This window comes from Streptomyces sp. 3N207 (assembly GCF_052246355.1).
GTDB lineage: Bacteria > Actinomycetota > Actinomycetes > Streptomycetales > Streptomycetaceae > Streptomyces.
Genome location: NZ_JBQQBV010000006.1, coordinates 46755 through 64447, shown reverse-complemented (window position 1 = coordinate 64447; position 17693 = coordinate 46755). Strand labels below are relative to the sequence as shown.

Below are 17693 nucleotides of genomic sequence, written 5' to 3'. Positions count from 1 at the left end.
GGGGCGCGGGGCTGTGTCCATGTGCGGCTCCGCCGCGTGGGCGCGAGCAACCACAGCTCACCCGCAGCCCGCAAGCGTCGGCAGGGGCACCCCCTTACCGGCCCAAAGACGGGGTGCGTCAAATGGCGGGCTTCTGCCAGGTCAGCGAGTACCGACGGAGCACGTGCCAGCGATACCGCACACCTGGCAGCAGCCGCCGCGCAGCGCCCCGCACCTGCCCGTAACTCATCTGCGGATCGGCAGCCGGCATCCCTTCCGGCCCGCTCGCGCGGCGCAGCACTTTGGTGATCCGTACGAGAGGGAGGGTCGCGATCCGCGCCGCCCAGTCCGCCGGAGTCGCCTCGCGGGCCAGACCGACCACCACCAGCGTGCCGCCGGGGCGGAGCAGTTCGCGCATGCGGAGGAGGGCCGTCTCGAAGTCCATGTGGTGGATGGTGGACACCGAGCAGATGAAGTCGTAGCCCCCTGCGAGGAGGTCGGCGGTGCGGAAGTCCTCCTGGACGAAGTCCAGACCCGGGCGGTCACCGGCGAGTTCACGGGCGCGGGAGATCATCTGTGCCGAGCTGTCGATCCCGGTGACACGCTGCGCCCGGCCGGTCAGTTTCCGGGCCAGCAGCCCGTCGCCGCAGCCGACGTCCAGCGCCTCGCCGCACCCCTCGGGAACGGCGCGCAGGATGCCCGGATGGCGGGCGACGTTGGTGTTCCAGTACGGCTTCAGGTCGGTCCGGGACATCGGGTCATCGTAGGTGGCCGTCATGGGTGGTGCAGGGCCTCGTCCGGGGCCGGGAGCCAGCTTCCGGCGGGGCGGCGCAGCCACCCGCCGGCGGCGCCCAACTCCCCTGCGGTCCCACGCAGCGCGGCGAGGCCGGGGTGCCGCAGGCCCCGGCGCCACACCATCGAGACCGGCGACAGCGGCACCGGCTCGATCAGCGGGCGCAGCACCATGCCCTCGATACCGATGAAAACCTCGGTCGCCAGCACCGACCAGCCCTTCCCCCGCACCACCCGGGCGAACTCCCGCTCCCCCTCGATCTTCGGGAACGGCGCCGCCAGTCGGATGCCGCGCCCCTCGAACAGCGCGCGGGCGTAGGAGGTCCACTCGGCGGTGTCCGGGTTCCCGGCACCGGCGTACAGCGTCTCCCCCTCCAACGCCGCCAGCGGCATCTCGCCCGGCCCGGCTCCCGGGGGACGGTGCTGCTCCGGCAGCAGTACGGCGACGCGCTCGTACCGCACCAGGTGGTACTCCAGCCCGGCCAGCATCTCGCGCGGCAGCCCGGCCGCCCGGCCGAAGGCGACATCGAGGCGGCCCGCGAGGATGTCGGCGGCGGCAGCTGTCAGACCGCTGTGGTAGCGGGCGACGAACTCGACGCCCGGCGCCGCCTCCCGTGCCGCCTCCAGCACCCGCTGCCCGGTGGAGACGGGCGCCGCCACGTCGACGGCCAGCGGACGCTGTCCCGCCGCCGCGCTGCCCCGCCCGAAAGCTGCGGCCAGCTCGTCATGTGCCGCCAACACTCCCCGGGCGTACGGAAGCAGCTGCTCGCCCTCCGGAGTGAGCGCCACCTGCCGGGTGCTGCGGACGAAGAGCACGGCGCCCAACTCCCGCTCCAGCGAGCGGATGTCACGGCTGAGCGCCTGCTGTGCCACGTACAGCCGGGCGGCAGCGCGCGTGAAGTGCAGCTCCTCCGCGACCGCCATGAACGCCCGCAGCAGGCGTGGAGAGAGATCGCTGGACACCGGGAGACCGTAAGCGCGGGCGGCGCGATTCACAACACAGTTGTGTGAAAGGGCCGCCAACAGGTGTTGGACCCCGCCTCCCACCTGCGGCAACGCTGTACCGCATGCCCGTCTACCACCGTACTGTCCTCCCCGCCCGACCGTTGTACGCCGTCCACGGCAGCACCCTCGTCGTGGCGCGGCCCGCACCGCCGCCGCCTCGCAGGAGCCCGCCGCGAAGGAGCCTGCCGCGCAATCCGTACGCCCGGCTGTTCGCCCGCCCCGGCACCGTCGGCTTCACGCTCGGCGGTCTGCTCGCGCGGCTGCCCATGGGCATGTTCACCGTCAGCGCCGTGCTGATGATCGCGGGCGAGCGCGGCTCGTACGCGCTGGCCGGGAGCGTCACCGCGGCCGGGCTGGCGGCGACCGCGCTGACCGGACCGCTCGTGGCGCGCCTCGTGGACCGGTACGGACAGGCGCGGATCGCGCTGCCCGCCACCCTGCTCGCGCTGCTCGGCTCCCTCGCGCTCGTGGTGTGCGTACGGACGCACGCGCCCGACTGGACGCTCTTCGCCGCCTACGCCGCCACCGCGACCACCCCCAACACCGGCGGCATGGCGCGCGCCCGCTGGGCGTATCTGCTGCGCGACGACACAGCCGCCCGGCACACCGCCAACTCCTTCGAACAGGCCGCGGACGAACTGTGCTACGTGCTCGGTCCCGTCCTCGCCGCCCTGCTGTGCACCGCGCTCTTCCCCCAGGCCGGAACGCTCGCCGGGTGCGGGCTGCTGCTCGCCGGAATGCTGCTGTTCCTTGCGCAGCGCTCGACCGAACCGCCACCGGGCCCGAGCAGCACCCATGCCGGTCCGGCACCGCTTCGGCAGCCCGGCATGCCCGCGCTGCTGCTGGTCTTCCTCGCCACCGGCGCGGTGTTCGGCGCGCTGGAAGTGGTCACCCTGGCCCATGCGGACGGGGAGGGCCACCGCGCGGCGGCCGGTGCCGTCCTCGCCTGCCAGGCGGCCGGCTCAGCGCTCGCCGGGCTGGCCTTCGGCGCGCTGCCGCCCGCCCGCTCCGACCGGCGCCGACTGGCCGGATGCGTGGGCGCCATGGCCGCGTTGCTGACCCTGCCGCTGCTCGTCTCGCTGACGGCCCCGCTGCCACTGCTGGCCGGAGCGCTCCTGGTGGCGGGCATGGCGACGGCACCGACCATGGTCACCGGCATGGCCCTCGTCCAGCGGCTCACCCCGGCCGGGCGGCTCAACGAGGGCATGACGCTGGCCGTCACCGCGCTGCTCGGCGGCATCGCCGCCGGATCGGCCACCGGAGGCTGGGCCACCGAGGCGCTCGGCTCCGCCGGGTGGGCCTACACCGTCCCCCTCGCGGCGGCGGCCACCGCCGCCGTACTCGCCACCCTCTTGGCCGCCCGCCCCGTTGCGCACGGGTGACGCACCGCCGCCCCGGCTCTCACACGCCGGGTGAGTAGTGCTGCGGCCGGTCCCGCTCCCCGGGCAGCGGCAGATTGCGGGCCGGCGTCTCCACCGCGGGCGCGTCCGGCGCCCGCGCACCCCGCTCGCGCTCCCAGCCCGCCCGCGCCCTCGGGTGGAAGCGGCGCGAGGGAGGGACCAGCTTCCAGCCCCAGTTGATGATCCGCCCGACCCTGCGCAGCCGGCGCTCGTCACGTGCGGTCCACATATAGCCGAGGCGGCGCCGTACGGCGGGCGGGAAGAAACCGACCGTGAACCATACGAAAGCCCGCGCCTGCGGGCCGCGCACCAGGCGCCATACGACGTCCGGCAGCAGCCACAGCGCGGGCGGCTTCGCGATCAGCGTCAGATCGAGCACATCGCGGGTGGGCCTGTTGTCCTCCAGCACGTTCTCGGCCATGTGCGTCCAGTACTCACAGAACGCCTCCCAGTCGGCCGGTACGGGACGCATGCTCATCCCGTACATCCGCCACCACCGCACATGCTCGTCGAACAGCTGCCGCTTCTCCGCCTCCGTCAGCCCGGGACCGAGCCGGTCGGCGATGAGCAGGGTCAGCACGAAGAAGGTGGCGTGCGCCCAGTAGAACGTGTCGGGGTCCAGCGCGTGATACGGGCGGCCCTCACGATCGGTGCCCTTGATGGTGCGGTGGTACCCGCGCACCTGGCGCGCCGTCTCCGCAGCGCGGGGCCCGTCGTAGACGACGCCCCCGATCGGGTAGAGCGAACGGAACAGCCGCTGCCAGCGCTCCTCGAAGAACCGGGAGTGCTCGGCGACTCCCGAGCCGAGCTGCGGATGCATGTTCTGCATCGCCCCCGCCCACGGAGCCAGCAGCACGCCGCGCCAGTCCCCGAAGTACTTCCACGTCAATGACGAGGGCCCCAGGGGCTCCGGATCCGGCTCTCTGTTGCGGACCATGCGGCGCTCCTTCCGCTCCGGTCCGTTCCTTCGCAGGGTAGACACCCCGGGCGATGAACTCAGCCCCCGCCGCTGCCGCTGCTGGCTGCGGCTCGCTCGTCCAGCGCCTTCTTCAGCGCCTTCCCTGCCACCCCGGCCCGCGCCGTCAGCTCCTTGAGACGGCGGCGGTTCTGGTACCGCACACGCCAGCTCAGCTCCGGACACAGCCGGGTCAGCGCCGCGAACGAGGCCAGCGCCGCCCGCGCGGGCTCGATCCCCGCCACCGGCTCCGTGCCGGTCAGCGTGGCGACGGCCTCCTTGCGCAGCTCCCCCGGCAGACTCCGGTCACGCACGACGATGCGCTTACGGCGCAGCGTCCTGCTCTCCACGGAGATGATCCCCGCCCCGGCCAGCTGTTCCTCCACCGCGAGGCAGGTCTCACGGCGCTTCCACTGCACCAGAGTGCTCCAGCGCCGGGCACGGGGATACTCCGCGATGGTGCGGAGTGCACCGTCGAGCACGGGGTCACCAGTGCGGTGGTCTCCAGCCGGCCGGGCCTTGCCCTTGTCGTCCTTGAGGCAGCCCCGTGCCTCCAGCTCCGCCAGCGTGGCAGCGCGTATCGCATAGCCCAGTTCGTCGCCCCACTTGAGCTGCTCCTTGTCGACATCACACGCGAGCAGAAACAGCCGCGCCGGCAAGTTGTCCGTTACTGTGCCCCGTCCCATGTCCCCTATCAGAGCACGCTTTGGCGACTGAGCCGAGGGGAAGGGCTAACGCCGTCGCGGCGGACTTGTGAGGGAGCGCGAGGCAGCCCAAGCGACCGACGCCGCCCCGCCCCACGCGGAAAAAAGGGGGGCGAAGCCCCCCGGCGGCGAAGCCGCGCAAGAACAACGAAGGCGAGGCCGCCCTCACACACCAGCCGCCACCACGCACAGGCGCCGGGGGTGCGGGTGGCGAAGCCCCCGCCACGCGCGGCGAAGCCGCGCAAAAACGACGAAGGCGAGGCGGCCCACGCTTTCCGTGGGCACACCTCGCCTCTCGCCTTCGTGGAGATGGCGGGAATCGAACCCGCGTCCAACGAAGTGGAAACAGGGCTTCTCCGAGCGCAGTCCGCTGCGATTTTCTCGGCCCCGGAGATCACGCGGACAAGTCTCCGACGGGCCCAGTCACTGTGTGATGTCCCGGTAGGTCCCGTGACCGGACCTACGCGGTGAGTTCCCTTAGCTGATGCCAGGAACCGGGGCGGGAACTACCCCGGGCTGACACTTCGCAGTCGCTACTTAGGCAGCGAGGGCGAAGGAATCGCGCTTGGTGTTGGCGATTATTTTTTTGCGGCACATGGTTTACGAGATCATTGCCGCGTTCCTCGGCTCGCTTCCCCTGCTTCGACGTTCGCTGTCGAAACCGATCATCCCCGTGTTGAGTTAACAATCTGCACACGCACCCTGGCGGGCAGTGCTGCTGGCCATGATACGTGACCACATCGCACAGGTGCCAACCATTTGACTCCGGGGACTATTCCTGCGGCCCCCGTAAGGTCAGGCGTGGGCGCGCTGGCGGCGGCGGGCGGCCGACATCGCGCGATCCGCCTCCCGGCGGTCCTGCTTCTCGCGGAGCGTCTGCCGCTTGTCGTACTCCTTCTTACCCCTGGCCAGGGCGATCTCGACCTTCGCCCGGCCCCGGTAGAAGTAGAGCTGGAGCGGCACGAGGGTGTAGCCCGTCTCCTGGAGCTTGCCGGTCAGCTTGTCGATCTCGGCACGATGGAGCAGCAGCTTCCGCTTACGCCGGGCCGCGTGGTTGGTCCAGGTGCCCTGCGCGTACTCGGGGATGTGCACGTTGTGCAGCCACACCTCGCCGCCGTCGATCTGGGCGAAGCCGTCGACGAGCGAGGCCCGGCCCTGGCGCAGCGACTTGACCTCGGTTCCCGTCAGCGCGATGCCGCACTCGTACGTGTCCAGCACGAGATAGTCGTGGCGCGCCTTTTTGTTCTGCGCGACGAGCTTCCGGGCGTCCTTGTCGTCCTTGGCCTTGGACTTGGCCTGGGTACGTGTCGTCTTCATCTTCGCCATAGCCAGGCCATTCTCCCACTACGACCGGGCTTCGAGGCCACTCAATACTGTTCTCGCCCGGTCCGTGGACTCGCCCCGGCTGCGCATCGGGAGATCGGGCGCAATGCCGTGCCCCTCCACGTCGCGACCCGACGGAGTCGTGTAGTGACCGACTGTCAGCTCGGCGACGGAACCGTCCGACTGGGGCCGGGGCATCTGCACCGAGCCCTTGCCGAAGGTGCGGGAACCGACCACCACGGCGCGCCCCCGGTCCTGCAACGCGCCGGTCAGCATCTCGGCGGCGCTCATCGTCCCGCCGTCCACCAGCACCACGAGGGGGCGCCGCTCGACGTCGTCCGCGCCGCCCTCCGCGCCGTTGTCGTCCTCGGTGTACAGCGCGCGCTCGGTGCCGTCCTGGTCGTACGTGGCGACCAGTCCGCCGTCGAGGAAGGCCCCGGCCGCGGTGACCGCCTCGTCGACCAGCCCTCCGGAGTTGCCCCGCAGGTCGAGCAGGACCGGGCCGTCGGCGGGCACCCGCTCGCGGACCGCTCTGCGTACCTGCTCGCCGGAGCCCCGGGTGAAGGAGCCGATCTTGACGCGGGTGACACCGTCACCGATCCGGTCCACCCGCACCGACTCGGTCGTCAGCCGCTCGCGGCGCAGGGTGCGGTGCAGATCGGTGCCGCCGCGGGTGAGGTGGAGCCGGACCCGGCTGCCGGGCTCGGCGGCGCCGGTCGGGGACGCGGGATCGGAGCCGCGCAGCAGCGCCACGACGGCGGTGACCGGCTTCCCGGTGACCCGGTGCCCGTCCACCGAGCGCAGCCGGTCCCCGGCCCGGACCCCGGCGCGGTCGGCGGGGCTGCCGGGCTGTACGCGATCCACCTCGACAGCGGTACGGCGCGGCGACCGGCCGACGGCGGTCCTGCGGTCGGTGGCGCTCTCGTGGTCCGTGGCCGTGACCGTACCGTCGTCCGAGCCTGCTCCGGCGCCGCGGGCCTGCCGTACGGAGATGCCGACGCCCACGTACGAGCCGTCCAGGGCCTGCCGCAGCCCCTCGTACTCGCGGGCCGAATAGGCGGCGGACCAGCGGTCGCCGCTGCGGCTGACGACGGCGTCCGCGTCGGCGTCCCCGGCGCGCTCGCGGGCCTTGTGCGAGCCGGACGGTGCGCCCTTTGCATCGGCGGAGCCCTGCGGCGGGCCGCCCGGTGCGGCGCGGCCCGCGCCGTGGGCCGCGCTCTGGGGTGAGCCCGAGCCGAACGCGGCCAGCTCTCCGCCGAAGGCTCCGGTGGCCGCGCCGGTCGCCAGCACGCCGGCGAAGACCAGTGTCAGGGTCCCGCGCCGCGGCCGGCGCGGGCGCGTGTCGAGGAACCACGAGCCTGGCATGGTCCGGAGTGTAGGCCAGTGCGGGGCGCCGCATGGGGCGTTGGGCCCACGGCGCCCCGCGTCCTGCGTCACACCTTCAGGTACTTGCGCAACGTGAAGAAGGCTGCCACCGCAGGCATCAGCACCCCCACGGCGACGATCAGCGGCAGCACCTTGATCACCGCGTCCCAGCCGATGAAGTTGATCAGGACGATCTTCTGCTGGAGCCAGTTGTTGATCAGGAAGTACTTGCCGAGGACGAGCAGCACGCAGGCGAACCCGGCGCCGATCAGCCCCGCGATGGCGGCCTCCAGGATGAACGGCATCTGGATGTAGAAGCTGGAGGCGCCGACCAGCCGCATGATCCCGGTCTCCCGGCGCCTGCTGAACGCCGACACCCGCACGGTGTTGACGATCAGCAGCAGCGCAACGACCAGCATCAGCGCCATCACACACAGCGCCGCGATGTTCATGCCGTTGAGGAGGTTGAAGAGGTTCTCCAGCAAGCTGCGCTGGTCCTGCACCTCCTGGACGCCCTGTCTGCCGGAGAACGCAGTCTGCAGGACCTGGTACTTCGTCGGGTCCTTGAGCTTGACCCGATAGGACTCCTGCATCTGGTCCGGCGTCAGCGAGTCGGCCAGCGGCGAGTCCTTGAACTGCTCCTTGTAGTGCTTGTACGCCTCGTCGGCCGACTCGTAGTAGATCTTGTCCACGACGTCGAGCTTCTTGAGGTCGGTCTTGATCTCGCTCTTCTGCTGCTGGGTGACGGCGCCCTTGGCACAGTTGGGGTCCGAGGAGGCGTCGTTCTTGTTGCACAGATAGATGGAGACCTGGACCTTGTCGTACCAGTACCCCTTCATCGTGCTCACCTGCTCGCGCGCGAGCAGCGAACCGCCCGCGAGCGCGAGCGACAGGGCGACGGAGACGATCACCGCGAAGGTCATCGTGAGATTGCGACGGAGACCGACGCCGATCTCCGACAGGACGAACTGGGCGCGCATGGCGTCCTTTCCTCAGTGCTGGTGCCTCAGTGCTGGTATCCGTAGACGCCGCGCGACTGGTCGCGCACGAGGCGGCCCATCTCGAGTTCGACGACGCGCTTGCGCATCTGGTCGACGATCTGCTGGTCGTGGGTGGCCATCACCACGGTGGTCCCCGTGCGGTTGATGCGGTCGAGCAACTTCATGATGCCGACGGAGGTCTGCGGGTCGAGGTTGCCGGTCGGCTCGTCGGCGATCAGCAGCATGGGCCGGTTGGCGAAGGCGCGCGCGATGGCCACGCGCTGCTGCTCACCACCGGACAGCTCGCCGGGCATCCGGCCCTCCTTGCCGCCCAGACCGACGAGGTCGAGGACCTCCGGCACCGTCTTGCGGATCTGACCGCGGGACTTGCCGATCACCTCCAGCGCGAAGGCGACGTTCTCGCCGACGGTCTTGTTGCCCAGCAGCCGGAAGTCCTGGAAGACGGTGCCGAGCTGCCGCCGCATGTGCGGCACCTTCCAGTTCGACAACCGGGCCAGATCCTTGCCGAGCACATGCACCTGCCCGGAGCTGGCGCGCTCCTCGCGCAGGATCAGCCGCAGGAAGGTGGATTTGCCGGAACCGGAGGAGCCCACCAGGAACACGAACTCGCCGCGCTCGATCTCCAGCGAGACATCGCGGAGCGCTGGACGGTTCTGCTTGGGATAGGACTTGGAGACGCTGTCGAATCGGATCACGGATACACCACGTCGACCTGGGTAGGGACAACGGAAGCCGCGGTGCGGCCCCCTGGATGAGCCTCCCAGCGTCTGCCGGGGGGCGGTGTGGGCGACCATACGCGAAGCGTGGTGTGCTGCGCACGCGGCACCGGCGCACACTCTGAGCAACCTCCCCCGAGCTCCTCCGGCAAGCTCCGGAGCAGGGAGTACCCCTGTCCTGCCTGCCTGTTTCCGCCCGCCCGTTCCCGTGAACTGGTGGTTTCGGCGGAAGGCCGCCTCACCTGGCAGAGTGGTGGAGAGCACCCCTGGGGAACGAATCACTCACGGGTGGCGTTGGCGCGACTGAGGAGGAGTTCGCATGACATGCGATCGACTGGTGTGTGCCAACTGCGCGGGGCCCGTGAGCGAGGGCCGCTGCGCCGTGTGCCGTGCCCACCGGGAGCGGCTGCACCGGGAAGCACCGCTGGCGCACCTTTCCCCCACGGCACTGATCGCCTTGTTGGCCACACTGATAGCAGTAGCGCTGGTAGCACAGCGCGTAGCGACGGCTTGAGCGCACTCGGGGCGACACCACAACGCGCTGGGTCCGGCGGTCGTGAGACCACCGCGACCCAGCGCGCTGTTGTGAGCTAGCTCTTAGGCAGCAGTACGCCGCGAGGCCAGCCGCGGCATCAGGCGGAAGCCGATCCCGCCGGCGATCATCGTCGCCGCGCCCACCAGCAGGAACGTCGTCTCGCTGGAACCGGTCTCGGCCAGCTCGTCCTGCTTCTTGCCCGGAGCCGCCGGCTTGCTGTCCTCGACCGGCTGGCTGCCCGCGCTGTCCGGGTCGGCGCCGCCGCCCTCGCAGTTCACCTGGTCGCCGTCGAGGTCGCAGGTGTCGTCGTCGCCACCGCCGGAACCGCCGGTGGTCGCGGGCTCCTCGCCGCCGCCACCGTTGCCGCCGTTCCCGCCGTTGCCGTTGCCGCCGTTGTTGGCCGCACCGCCGTCGTTGCCACCGTTGCCGTTGCCACCGTTGTTGGCGACACCGCCGTCGTTGCCACCGTTGCCGTTGCCGCCATTGTTGGCGACACCGCCGTCGTTGCCACCGTTGCCGTTGCCACCGTTGTTGGCGACACCGCCATCGTTGCCACCGTTGCCGTTGCCGCCATTGTTGGCGACACCGCCATCGTTGCCACCGTTGTCCTCGCCGCCGATGGTGACGGTGCCGCTGATGCCGCCGTCGTCACCGCCGGAGGTGCCACCGTCGTCACCGCCGGAGCTGCCGCTGTCGCCGCCGCCGATGATGCCGCCGATGATGCCGTCGTTCTCGGCGGCCTTGGTGGCACCGTCGGTGTCACCAAGGCCCGCGGCCTGCGCGGCGCCCGCGGCGGTCAGCGAGGCGCCGGCGGCGAACACCGCAGCAGCGGCTATCCGCGCGACCCGCAGCCGCGTCTTCGATTTGCTCATGTTCCAACTACCCCCAGTAGCTGTACTCGTGGATGGGGCAGCTGCGCGTGGAGCGCGACCCGCACCGGGCTTACCGTCGAGGCAAAATGCGTGCCCCACCCCGGACTGCCGCCTTTTGCTCACCGGGGCTCTGAACCCCGTCCGTGCGCCCCTGACACAGGCATGCCGAGCGAACAGCTTTCCCCAGCTCTTACATGCCCGTCAAGCGAAGAACCGTTGAACAGAATTGAATACGGAACTGATCCGCCGTCAGACCTGCGTCTGTTCCTGCTGCTTACGCCAGCGAATCCCGGCTTCCAGAAAGCTGTCGATGTCACCGTCCAGCACGCCCTGCGGGTTGCCCACCTCGTATTCGGTGCGCAAGTCCTTGACCATCTGGTACGGGTGCAGCACATACGAACGCATCTGGCTGCCCCAGGAGTTGCCGCCGTCGCCCTTGAGGGCGTCCATCTTGGCCTGCTCCTCCTGACGGCGGTAGGCCAGCAGCCGGGCCTGCATGACGCGCATGGCGGCGGCACGGTTCTGGATCTGCGACTTCTCGTTCTGGCAGGAGACGACGATGCCGGTCGGCAGGTGCGTCATCCGGACCGCGGAGTCCGTGGTGTTCACCGACTGGCCGCCGGGCCCGGACGAGCGGAATACGTCGATCCGCAGCTCGTTCTCGGGGATGTCGATGTGGTCGACCTGCTCGACGACGGGCAGCACCTCGACCCCGGCGAACGAGGTCTGGCGGCGGCCCTGGTTGTCGAACGGCGAGATGCGCACCATCCGGTGCGTGCCCTGCTCGACGGAGAGCGTGCCGTAGGCGTACGGCGCCTTGACGGTGAAGGTCGCGGACTTGATGCCCGCCTCCTCCGCGTAGGAGATGTCGAACACCTCGGTGGGGTAGCCGCGCCGCTCGGCCCAGCGCAGATACATCCGCATCAGCTGCTCGGCGAAGTCGGCGGCGTCCACACCGCCTGCCTCGGCCCGGACGCTGACGACCGCCTCGCGCGGGTCGTACTCGCCGGACAGCAGCGTACGGACCTCCAGCTCGTCCACCGTCTTGCGGACGGCCGCCAGCTCGTTCTCCGCCTCGGCGCGCGCGTCGGCGTCGTCCTCGCTCTCGGCCAGCTCGAAGAGCACCCCGACATCGTCGATCCGCCCGCGCAGCTCCTCGACCTTCCGCAGCTGCCCCTGGAGGTAGGAGAGCCGGCTGGTCACCTTCTGTGCGTTCTCGACGTCGTCCCACAGATCCGGGGCCGCCGCGTCTTCCTCGAGCGCGGCGATGTCTGACCGCAGCTTGCCCAGGTCAAGGACGGCCTCGATCGACTCCATGGTGGAGGAGAGGGACTTCAGCTCTTCGGATACATCGACGACTGCCACGCTCCCCACCCTAACCGCAAGCCCGCCACCCCAGCCCTAGCCCACTTGGGCGTCACGCTCCGCGCTGTGGTGTGCGGTCAGCGTGGTCACCAGGACATCACGGCGGGCCGGCCGGGTGGTGTCCGCAGGACGGAGCGGGCCGACCTCGTGCAGGGTGGCGCGGTCGTCGCCGAGCAGCAGGGTGCCGGGTTCCTGCAGTGTGGTGACCAGGATGCGGGCGCCGTCGGGCATGTAGACGCTGCTCTGTCCGCCGACGGCGTTCTCCCGGGCGATCATCAGGGAGGTCACCAGGGTGACGCCGTCGCGGTGCCGCCCCTCCGGGGTCGGCAGCCCGGCGCTGTCGGCCGAGGCGACGACCCGGAACGGGTGCACCTTGACGCTCCAGATGTCGGCGTCCTGCAGGCAGCTCGCGATCCGGCCCAGCAGCCGCATCAGCGACTTGAACAACGGGTCGGCGACGAAGACGTCCGTCAGCGGCTCGAAGTGGCGGTCCACACCGGTGTAGAGGGGGTTGGTGTCCTCCGGCTGTGCGAAGGCCAGGTGCGGCATCGGGCGCAGCGCCCCGGTGCGGTCCAGGGTGAAGTGCCCGTATCTGCGCAGCCTGTAGGTGCCCTCCTGTGCCGCGTACTCGTCGTGGGCCAGGTCCTCCCAGTGGACGGCGAACCGGCGCCAGTCCGCCGCGTCCGCGCCCAGGCACCGGGAGACGGCGGCGGGCTCCATCACATGGGCGTGCCGGGAGAGCAGCGCCTTCCGGGCCTCGGCCACCTCACCCGCGCTCCGCAGCGTCGGAGCACCCGAAATATCCTCCATGCCGCAATCCTCCTATGCCCAGTCCGGGTCTGCATCCGGGCTTTCGGCCCAGGCCGTGGGGGCACCTGTCGGCCCGGGACCGGGGGAAGGCTCGGGCGGCGGGAGCGGCTGGAGGGGGACGCGCAGCGCCGAGGCGCCGACCCGCCAGCACTCCAGCAGGGCCGCGCCCAGCCGGTCCTCCAGGAAGACCGTGGCGTCCGCGCCGAAGGCGACGTCGGACTCCAGCGCGGGCTCGTCCTCCAGCAGACCGCCGACCACCTCCCGGCGCACCACCTGCTCGTGCACCGCATCGGCCTCCACATGCTCGTCGTAGAAGCGCTGGGCCGCCTCTCCCGCCTCCAGGCGGCGCAGCGCGGCGGCAAGGCGGCGGGAGCCGGGCGAGGAGGTGATCTCCACACAGGCGAAGTGGCCGACCAGGGCACCGCGCAGCGACCGGTGCAGCCCGAAGAGCGACATCAGGTTGACGGGCGCGAGCGCCGGTCCCGGTGCGGCGTCCAGATAGTGCCCGTACGCGGCGTCCAGATCCAGGTCGCGCAGCAGCTCGGCGAAGAGCCGGGCGTGCACGTTCTCGGCCCGTCCGGCACCGAACTCGTCGTACTCGACGGCGACCATCGCGGCCTTGGCCCGCCCCGCGAGGCGCGGGATCACCCAGGCGTGCGGGTCGGCCTCTTTCAGGTGATAGAGGGAGCGCAGGGCCGCGTACTCGCGCAGCTGCCACAGCTCCCCGCGGTGCTGGAGGTAGGCGGCCACGCTCTCCTGCTGGTCGTCGCCGTGCAGCGCCACGGGGCCGGCCGGCTCCAGCAGCAGCTCGCCGAAGGCGTCGGCCACCGTACGGCCGGCCGGGACGTCCCTGCGCAGGGCCGTCAGGAACCGGTCCTCCAGCACTCCGCGCACCCGCAGCAGGTCGGGGTCCCACTCACGGCCCTCCGGCACCCCCGCGAAGCCCCGGTAGTGCAGTTCGTAGAGCACATAGAGGGCCAGTTGCAGGTCCTCGCCGTACGGGTCGGCGGCTGCGGCCTCGCTTCCGGGCTCCGGCCCGGCCTCCGCACCGGCCTCGCGGAACAGCGCCGCTGTCTCGGGGCGCCCGCCGGTCAGCGCGGTGAGCACGGCCGCCGAGAGGGGGCCACGGGCGGTGGGCAGGACGGGGCCGGTGGCACGTACGAGGTCCGGGATCGCCGTCATGAGGTGCTCCCGTGGAGTCGGCTCCGGGGCGGGTGCCGGCACAGGGCCGGGTCCGCCACCGCCGTCTGCGGCGGTCAGTCGCCCGAGTACCCAGACGAGGGCGCGGGCAACGAGCCGGTCTCCTCCTCGGACGAGGCCAGCCAGCCGCCGACCGCGAGCGCCGCGGCCAGCAGTGCGGCTGCGGCGCCGATCTTGAGCCGCCGGCGGCGTACGGCGACACGGTGCCGCGCGGACCCGGCCCGCGCCTCCCCCGACGCCCGCGGGGCGCGTGCCGTGCCGTGCGCTCCTCCGGCCAGCTCGTCCTCGCCAGGCACCCGCATGCTCGTATGGGTGTCCCGGTTCGCGTCGGGGCCGACCCGTGAGTGGACGAGCGGCACGGCGCCCCCGCCGGCGGCCGGTGCCGCGCCGGCGCCGGAGAGGGAGTGCTCGACGTCCGCGCCGTCGGCGTCCGCGCCGTCACCGTCCTGGTCGTGGTCGCCGTACTCGGCGTAGCCCTCCTCGCCCTGCTCGTCGATGTCGAGCGGCGGCAGCCCCTCCAGCGTCGGCAGCAGCTCCCGCAGCCGGGCCGCCAGCTCGGCGGCGCGCAGCCGGGAGGCAGGCGCCTTGGCGAGGCACTGATGGATGAGCTGCCACAGCTCGTCCGGGATGCCGGGCAGCGGTGCGACGGTCTCGGTGACATGCCGGCGCAGCACCGCGCCGGGGTGGCCGCCGCCGAACGGGGTGAAGCCCGCGAGCAGTTCGTAGACCACGGTGGCCAGGGCGTAGATGTCGACGGCGGCGCGCGGCGGCAGCCCCTCGACGATCTCGGGCGCCAGATAGTCCGGGGTGCCGATGATCGAGGTGGCACGGGTGCGGCTGGGCGAGTCGATGAGCTTGGCGACGCCGAAGTCGGTCAGCAGCGCGGGCGGCGCCCCGCCCGGGCCCTCCAGCGAGAGGGCGTCCAGCAGCACGTTCTCCGGCTTCACATCGCGGTGCACCAGACCGGCGGCGTGCGCGGCGGCCAGCGCGTCGGCGACGTCGGCCGCGATGGCGACGGCCGCAGCGGGCGCCAGGCGACGGTCCCGCTCCAGCCGGGTGCGCAGATCGGTACCGCGCACCAGATCCATGACCAGGGCGAGCTCGTTGCCGTCCACCACCAGGTCGCGGACGCCGACGACGCGCGGGTGGTCGAGGCAGAGCAGGGCGCTGCGTTCCTGCACGAACCGCTCGACCAGATCCTGGTCGGAGGCGAGGTCCTCACGCAGCAGCTTGATGGCGACGGGACCCTCGGGTCCATCGCCGAGCCACACCGTTCCGGCACTCCCGCGCCCCAGGATCCGGTGTGCCGTGTAGCGACTGCCGATCTTCCGTGCCATGGCGACAAAACTACGCGGCGAGGCCCAGGTTGGGAGCCCCGGATGCCGGTAACTGTCACTTCTGTGGGGGAAATCCCCGCTCACGAGTCGACAAATCACCGTAGTCGCCGGTGACTCGACGTACCGTCACCGGCAACTCGTCAGCCGCTGCCGCCGGTGCGGTCACCGGCCACCGGCGGCTCGTCAGTTGTTGAACTGGCCGAAGAAGTCCCCTATCTGGTTGAAGACGTCCTTCGTCGTCTCCCAGGCACTCTGGCCCTCGGCCCACCACTTCGGCGCGTCCGTGAAGTTCCAGACCAGCACGCCCGCCACCACGACGATGACGATCAGGAACAGACAGCCCTTGAGACAGCCCAGCCCCGGGATGCGCATGGGGTTGGCGCTGCGCTGCCGCGGCTCACGGCGCTGCCGGGGCTCGCGCGGCGGCCTCGGCTCCCGCTGCTGCGGCCTGGGTTCCCGGCCCCGGGGCGGCTGCGGTTCGTAGCGCTGCGGCGGCGGCTGCGTGGGCGGCTGCTGCCCGTACTGTCCGCCGTACTGCTGCTGCCCGTAGGACTGACCGCCCTGCGGAGGCGGCGGCGGGGCCGCGCGGCGCTGGGGGCGTCGGCGCAGCGGGTCCATGCTCGGGTCGAGCGGCTGGAACTGGGTCTGCTCGTTGCGGTCCCGGGCCGCGCGCAGCTGGTTCTCCCACGGGTGGGGGCCCTCCTGCTGCGGCGGTCCGCCCTGGCCGCCGTCCGGCGGGTTGCCCGGGACGGGGGACATCACCTGGGTGGGCTCGGAGTTGCTGCCGCCCGGCCCCTGGCCGCCGTAACCGCCCTGGGGGCCGCTGGTCTGCGGGAGGACGTTGGTCTCGGCCGACGGGTCGTACTGCCCGCCCGCGCCCGCCGCACCGCTGTGCGGCAGCACCTGCGTCTGGTCCGACTCCCCCGCACCCGGACCCGGGGCACTTCCGCCGCCGGAGTTCGGGACCGGCGCGGGCGCCGGGTCCGGCGCCAGCAGGGCGGCCACTCCGAGCGCCGCGCTCGCGGCCTGCGGCGTGGCCTGGGCACCGATGCCGTCGGCGACCGTACGCAGACCGCGCGCGAGGCTGACGGCGCTGGGCCGCTCGTCGGGGTTCTTGCGCAGACAGCGCTCGATGACCGTCCACAGCGGGTCGGGGATGTTCCGGGGCCGCTCGGGCTCCTGCGCCAGGTGCTGGTGCAGTACGGCCAGCGCGCTGTCCCCGCTGAACGGCGGATAGCCGCTGACCAGCTCGTACAGCAGGATGCCCGCGCCGTAGATGTCCACGGCGGAGGTCTGCGGGCGGCCCTCGGCCGACTCGGGCGCGACGTAGGCCGGGGTGCCGACGAACTCCTGGGTACGGGTCAGCCCCGGTGAATCGGCGAGGCGGGCGATGCCGAAGTCGGTGAGCATCGGGCGCATGCCGTTCTCGTCCTCGGTGAGCAGGACGTTCGCGGGCTTCAGATCCCGGTGCACGACGCCGTCCGCGTGGCTGGCCGCCAGCGCGTCGGCCACCTGTGCGGTGACCAAACAGGCTGCGATGGGCGAGAACGGGCCGTTCTCGCGCAGGTAGCGATGGAGGTCCGGGCCCTCGATGAGATCCATCACGAGCGCCAGCAGATCGCCTTCGACCACCAGGTCGCGGGTTCTGACGATGTTGTGGTGCGTCAGCCGAAGCAGCACGGAGCGCTCCCGCAGGAAGCGCATCACCACGTCGGGGTCGTTCGCCAGCTCCTCCTTGAGGACCTTGATCGCGACGGTCTCGCCGGGCTGCCCGGCCACCGCCGCCTCGGAGCCCGCCGTCTCTCGCTGGCGGGCCCGCCAGACGGTGCCCGTGGCGCCGCGCCCCAGCGGCTCTTCGAGCAGGTACTTGCTGCCTACCGGCCGCACGTCATGCGCTCCCTGGTCTCGTACTGCAATCCCGCCCACAATAGTGCCGCCACGCAAGGCGGTGTCGGGTCTCCGCGCGCTGTGCTCTTGGGCACCCGCGCGCTTTTGTGCACCGCATGTGCTTCTGTGCACCGCCTGTGCAGTTGAGCACACGCTCGTGCTCGCGGGCACACGCTGTGCACACGCCCGGGCACCCGCTCGGATACCAGGGCACACGATCGTGCGCCTGAGCACGCGGGAGCCGGACGTTCCCCGGATTCCCGGTCCCCGGGTAGACGCACACCGGGTGGCGATGGTTGCGGCGGCGCCGCTGCCCGGACAAGATCCTTCCGCGCGGCAAGATCGTGCGGATGGCCAGGACGGGCCCCGTTGTCCGTCGCGGGTGCGAGTATGCATGCAGTGGTACGGACGATGTGCCGGCGCGCTAGCGCAGTGGTGGGCGGGCAG

16 protein-coding genes and 1 other RNA gene are annotated in these 17693 nt (G+C 71.5%); 2 read left to right on the top strand and 15 right to left on the bottom strand.

Going from position 1 to position 17693, the window contains the following annotated elements; all coding sequences use genetic code 11:
• Window positions 1-118: 118 nt before the first annotated feature.
• Both ACTWP9_RS11675 and ACTWP9_RS11670 read right to left on the bottom strand, forming a co-directional pair.
• Window positions 119-733: a class I SAM-dependent methyltransferase gene (locus tag ACTWP9_RS11675; protein ID WP_443245999.1), complete on the bottom strand. Its 615-nt coding sequence runs from the start codon at window positions 731-733 to the stop codon at window positions 119-121.
• 20 nt (window positions 734-753) lie between these two features.
• Window positions 754-1734 carry a LysR family transcriptional regulator gene (locus ACTWP9_RS11670; protein WP_443245998.1) on the bottom strand — a complete coding sequence of 327 codons (981 nt, stop codon included), beginning with the start codon at window positions 1732-1734 and terminating at the stop codon, window positions 754-756.
• A gap of 104 nt (window positions 1735-1838) precedes the next feature.
• On the opposite strand from ACTWP9_RS11670, the gene ACTWP9_RS11665 reads away from it, so the two are divergent.
• Entirely contained in the window at window positions 1839-3158 is a 1320-nt protein-coding gene (locus tag ACTWP9_RS11665) for an MFS transporter (RefSeq protein WP_443245997.1), read from the top strand.
• Between the two features lie 19 nt (window positions 3159-3177).
• On the opposite strand, the gene ACTWP9_RS11660 is transcribed toward ACTWP9_RS11665, so the two are convergent.
• The 7 genes from ACTWP9_RS11660 to ftsE form a co-directional block, all read right to left on the bottom strand.
• Window positions 3178-4113: an oxygenase MpaB family protein gene (locus tag ACTWP9_RS11660; protein ID WP_443245996.1), complete on the bottom strand. Its 936-nt coding sequence runs from the start codon at window positions 4111-4113 to the stop codon at window positions 3178-3180.
• 59 nt (window positions 4114-4172) lie between these two features.
• Window positions 4173-4817 (bottom strand): GOLPH3/VPS74 family protein, encoded by a 645-nt coding sequence (locus ACTWP9_RS11655; RefSeq protein ID WP_443245995.1) that lies wholly within the window; start codon window positions 4815-4817, stop codon window positions 4173-4175.
• Between the two features lie 319 nt (window positions 4818-5136).
• Window positions 5137-5508: a transfer-messenger RNA gene (gene ssrA / locus ACTWP9_RS11650) on the bottom strand.
• Window positions 5509-5630: 122 nt separating this feature from the next.
• Complete coding sequence (gene smpB, locus ACTWP9_RS11645; RefSeq protein WP_443246231.1) at window positions 5631-6152, bottom strand: SsrA-binding protein SmpB; 522 nt, start codon at window positions 6150-6152, stop codon at window positions 5631-5633.
• Between the two features lie 27 nt (window positions 6153-6179).
• On the bottom strand, window positions 6180-7523 hold the full coding sequence (locus ACTWP9_RS11640; RefSeq protein ID WP_443245994.1) for a S41 family peptidase: 1344 nt from the start codon (window positions 7521-7523) through the stop codon (window positions 6180-6182).
• Between the two features lie 68 nt (window positions 7524-7591).
• Window positions 7592-8503, bottom strand: a complete 912-nt coding sequence (gene ftsX, locus ACTWP9_RS11635; protein ID WP_443245993.1) for a permease-like cell division protein FtsX — start codon at window positions 8501-8503, stop codon at window positions 7592-7594.
• 26 nt (window positions 8504-8529) lie between these two features.
• Window positions 8530-9219, bottom strand: coding sequence for a cell division ATP-binding protein FtsE (gene ftsE / locus ACTWP9_RS11630; protein WP_209242890.1), 690 nt, complete (start codon window positions 9217-9219; stop codon window positions 8530-8532).
• A gap of 340 nt (window positions 9220-9559) precedes the next feature.
• Between ftsE and ACTWP9_RS11625 the strand changes: the two genes are divergently transcribed.
• Window positions 9560-9754, top strand: coding sequence for a hypothetical protein (locus ACTWP9_RS11625; RefSeq protein ID WP_443245992.1), 195 nt, complete (start codon window positions 9560-9562; stop codon window positions 9752-9754).
• 83 nt (window positions 9755-9837) lie between these two features.
• On the opposite strand, the gene ACTWP9_RS11620 is transcribed toward ACTWP9_RS11625, so the two are convergent.
• From ACTWP9_RS11620 to ACTWP9_RS11595, 6 genes are all read right to left on the bottom strand, one after another.
• The gene (locus ACTWP9_RS11620) at window positions 9838-10647 is read right to left on the bottom strand and encodes a collagen-like protein (protein ID WP_443245991.1); all 810 of its coding nucleotides are present in this window, start codon (window positions 10645-10647) and stop codon (window positions 9838-9840) included.
• Window positions 10648-10896: 249 nt separating this feature from the next.
• Window positions 10897-12012, bottom strand: a complete 1116-nt coding sequence (prfB, locus tag ACTWP9_RS11615) for a peptide chain release factor 2 (protein ID WP_443245990.1) — start codon at window positions 12010-12012, stop codon at window positions 10897-10899.
• Window positions 12013-12048: 36 nt separating this feature from the next.
• On the bottom strand, window positions 12049-12822 hold the full coding sequence (locus tag ACTWP9_RS11610; RefSeq protein ID WP_443245989.1) for a 2OG-Fe dioxygenase family protein: 774 nt from the start codon (window positions 12820-12822) through the stop codon (window positions 12049-12051).
• Between the two features lie 12 nt (window positions 12823-12834).
• A complete protein-coding gene (locus tag ACTWP9_RS11605) occupies window positions 12835-14004 on the bottom strand; it encodes an iron-containing redox enzyme family protein (protein WP_443245988.1) in 1170 nt (389 codons plus the stop codon).
• Window positions 14005-14078: 74 nt separating this feature from the next.
• On the bottom strand, window positions 14079-15359 hold the full coding sequence (locus ACTWP9_RS11600; protein ID WP_443245987.1) for a serine/threonine-protein kinase: 1281 nt from the start codon (window positions 15357-15359) through the stop codon (window positions 14079-14081).
• A gap of 183 nt (window positions 15360-15542) precedes the next feature.
• Window positions 15543-17246, bottom strand: a complete 1704-nt coding sequence (locus ACTWP9_RS11595; RefSeq protein ID WP_443245986.1) for a serine/threonine-protein kinase — start codon at window positions 17244-17246, stop codon at window positions 15543-15545.
• Window positions 17247-17693: the final 447 nt, after the last annotated feature.

Bases quoted from the DNA above. Each gene is read 5' to 3' on its own strand.
- ACTWP9_RS11675 (WP_443245999.1), bottom strand. From the start codon at position 733: ATGTCCCGGACCGACCTGAAGCCGTACTGGAACACCAACGTCGCCCGC.
- ACTWP9_RS11665 (WP_443245997.1), top strand. From the start codon at position 1,839: ATGCCCGTCTACCACCGTACTGTCCTCCCCGCCCGACCGTTGTACGCC.
- ACTWP9_RS11660 (WP_443245996.1), bottom strand. From the start codon at position 4,113: ATGGTCCGCAACAGAGAGCCGGATCCGGAGCCCCTGGGGCCCTCGTCA.
- ACTWP9_RS11655 (WP_443245995.1), bottom strand. From the start codon at position 4,817: ATGGGACGGGGCACAGTAACGGACAACTTGCCGGCGCGGCTGTTTCTG.
- smpB (WP_443246231.1), bottom strand. From the start codon at position 6,152: ATGAAGACGACACGTACCCAGGCCAAGTCCAAGGCCAAGGACGACAAG.
- ACTWP9_RS11640 (WP_443245994.1), bottom strand. From the start codon at position 7,523: ATGCCAGGCTCGTGGTTCCTCGACACGCGCCCGCGCCGGCCGCGGCGC.
- ftsX (WP_443245993.1), bottom strand. From the start codon at position 8,503: ATGCGCGCCCAGTTCGTCCTGTCGGAGATCGGCGTCGGTCTCCGTCGC.
- ACTWP9_RS11625 (WP_443245992.1), top strand. From the start codon at position 9,560: ATGACATGCGATCGACTGGTGTGTGCCAACTGCGCGGGGCCCGTGAGC.
- ACTWP9_RS11620 (WP_443245991.1), bottom strand. From the start codon at position 10,647: ATGAGCAAATCGAAGACGCGGCTGCGGGTCGCGCGGATAGCCGCTGCT.
- ACTWP9_RS11610 (WP_443245989.1), bottom strand. From the start codon at position 12,822: ATGGAGGATATTTCGGGTGCTCCGACGCTGCGGAGCGCGGGTGAGGTG.
- ACTWP9_RS11605 (WP_443245988.1), bottom strand. From the start codon at position 14,004: ATGACGGCGATCCCGGACCTCGTACGTGCCACCGGCCCCGTCCTGCCC.
- ACTWP9_RS11600 (WP_443245987.1), bottom strand. From the start codon at position 15,359: ATGGCACGGAAGATCGGCAGTCGCTACACGGCACACCGGATCCTGGGG.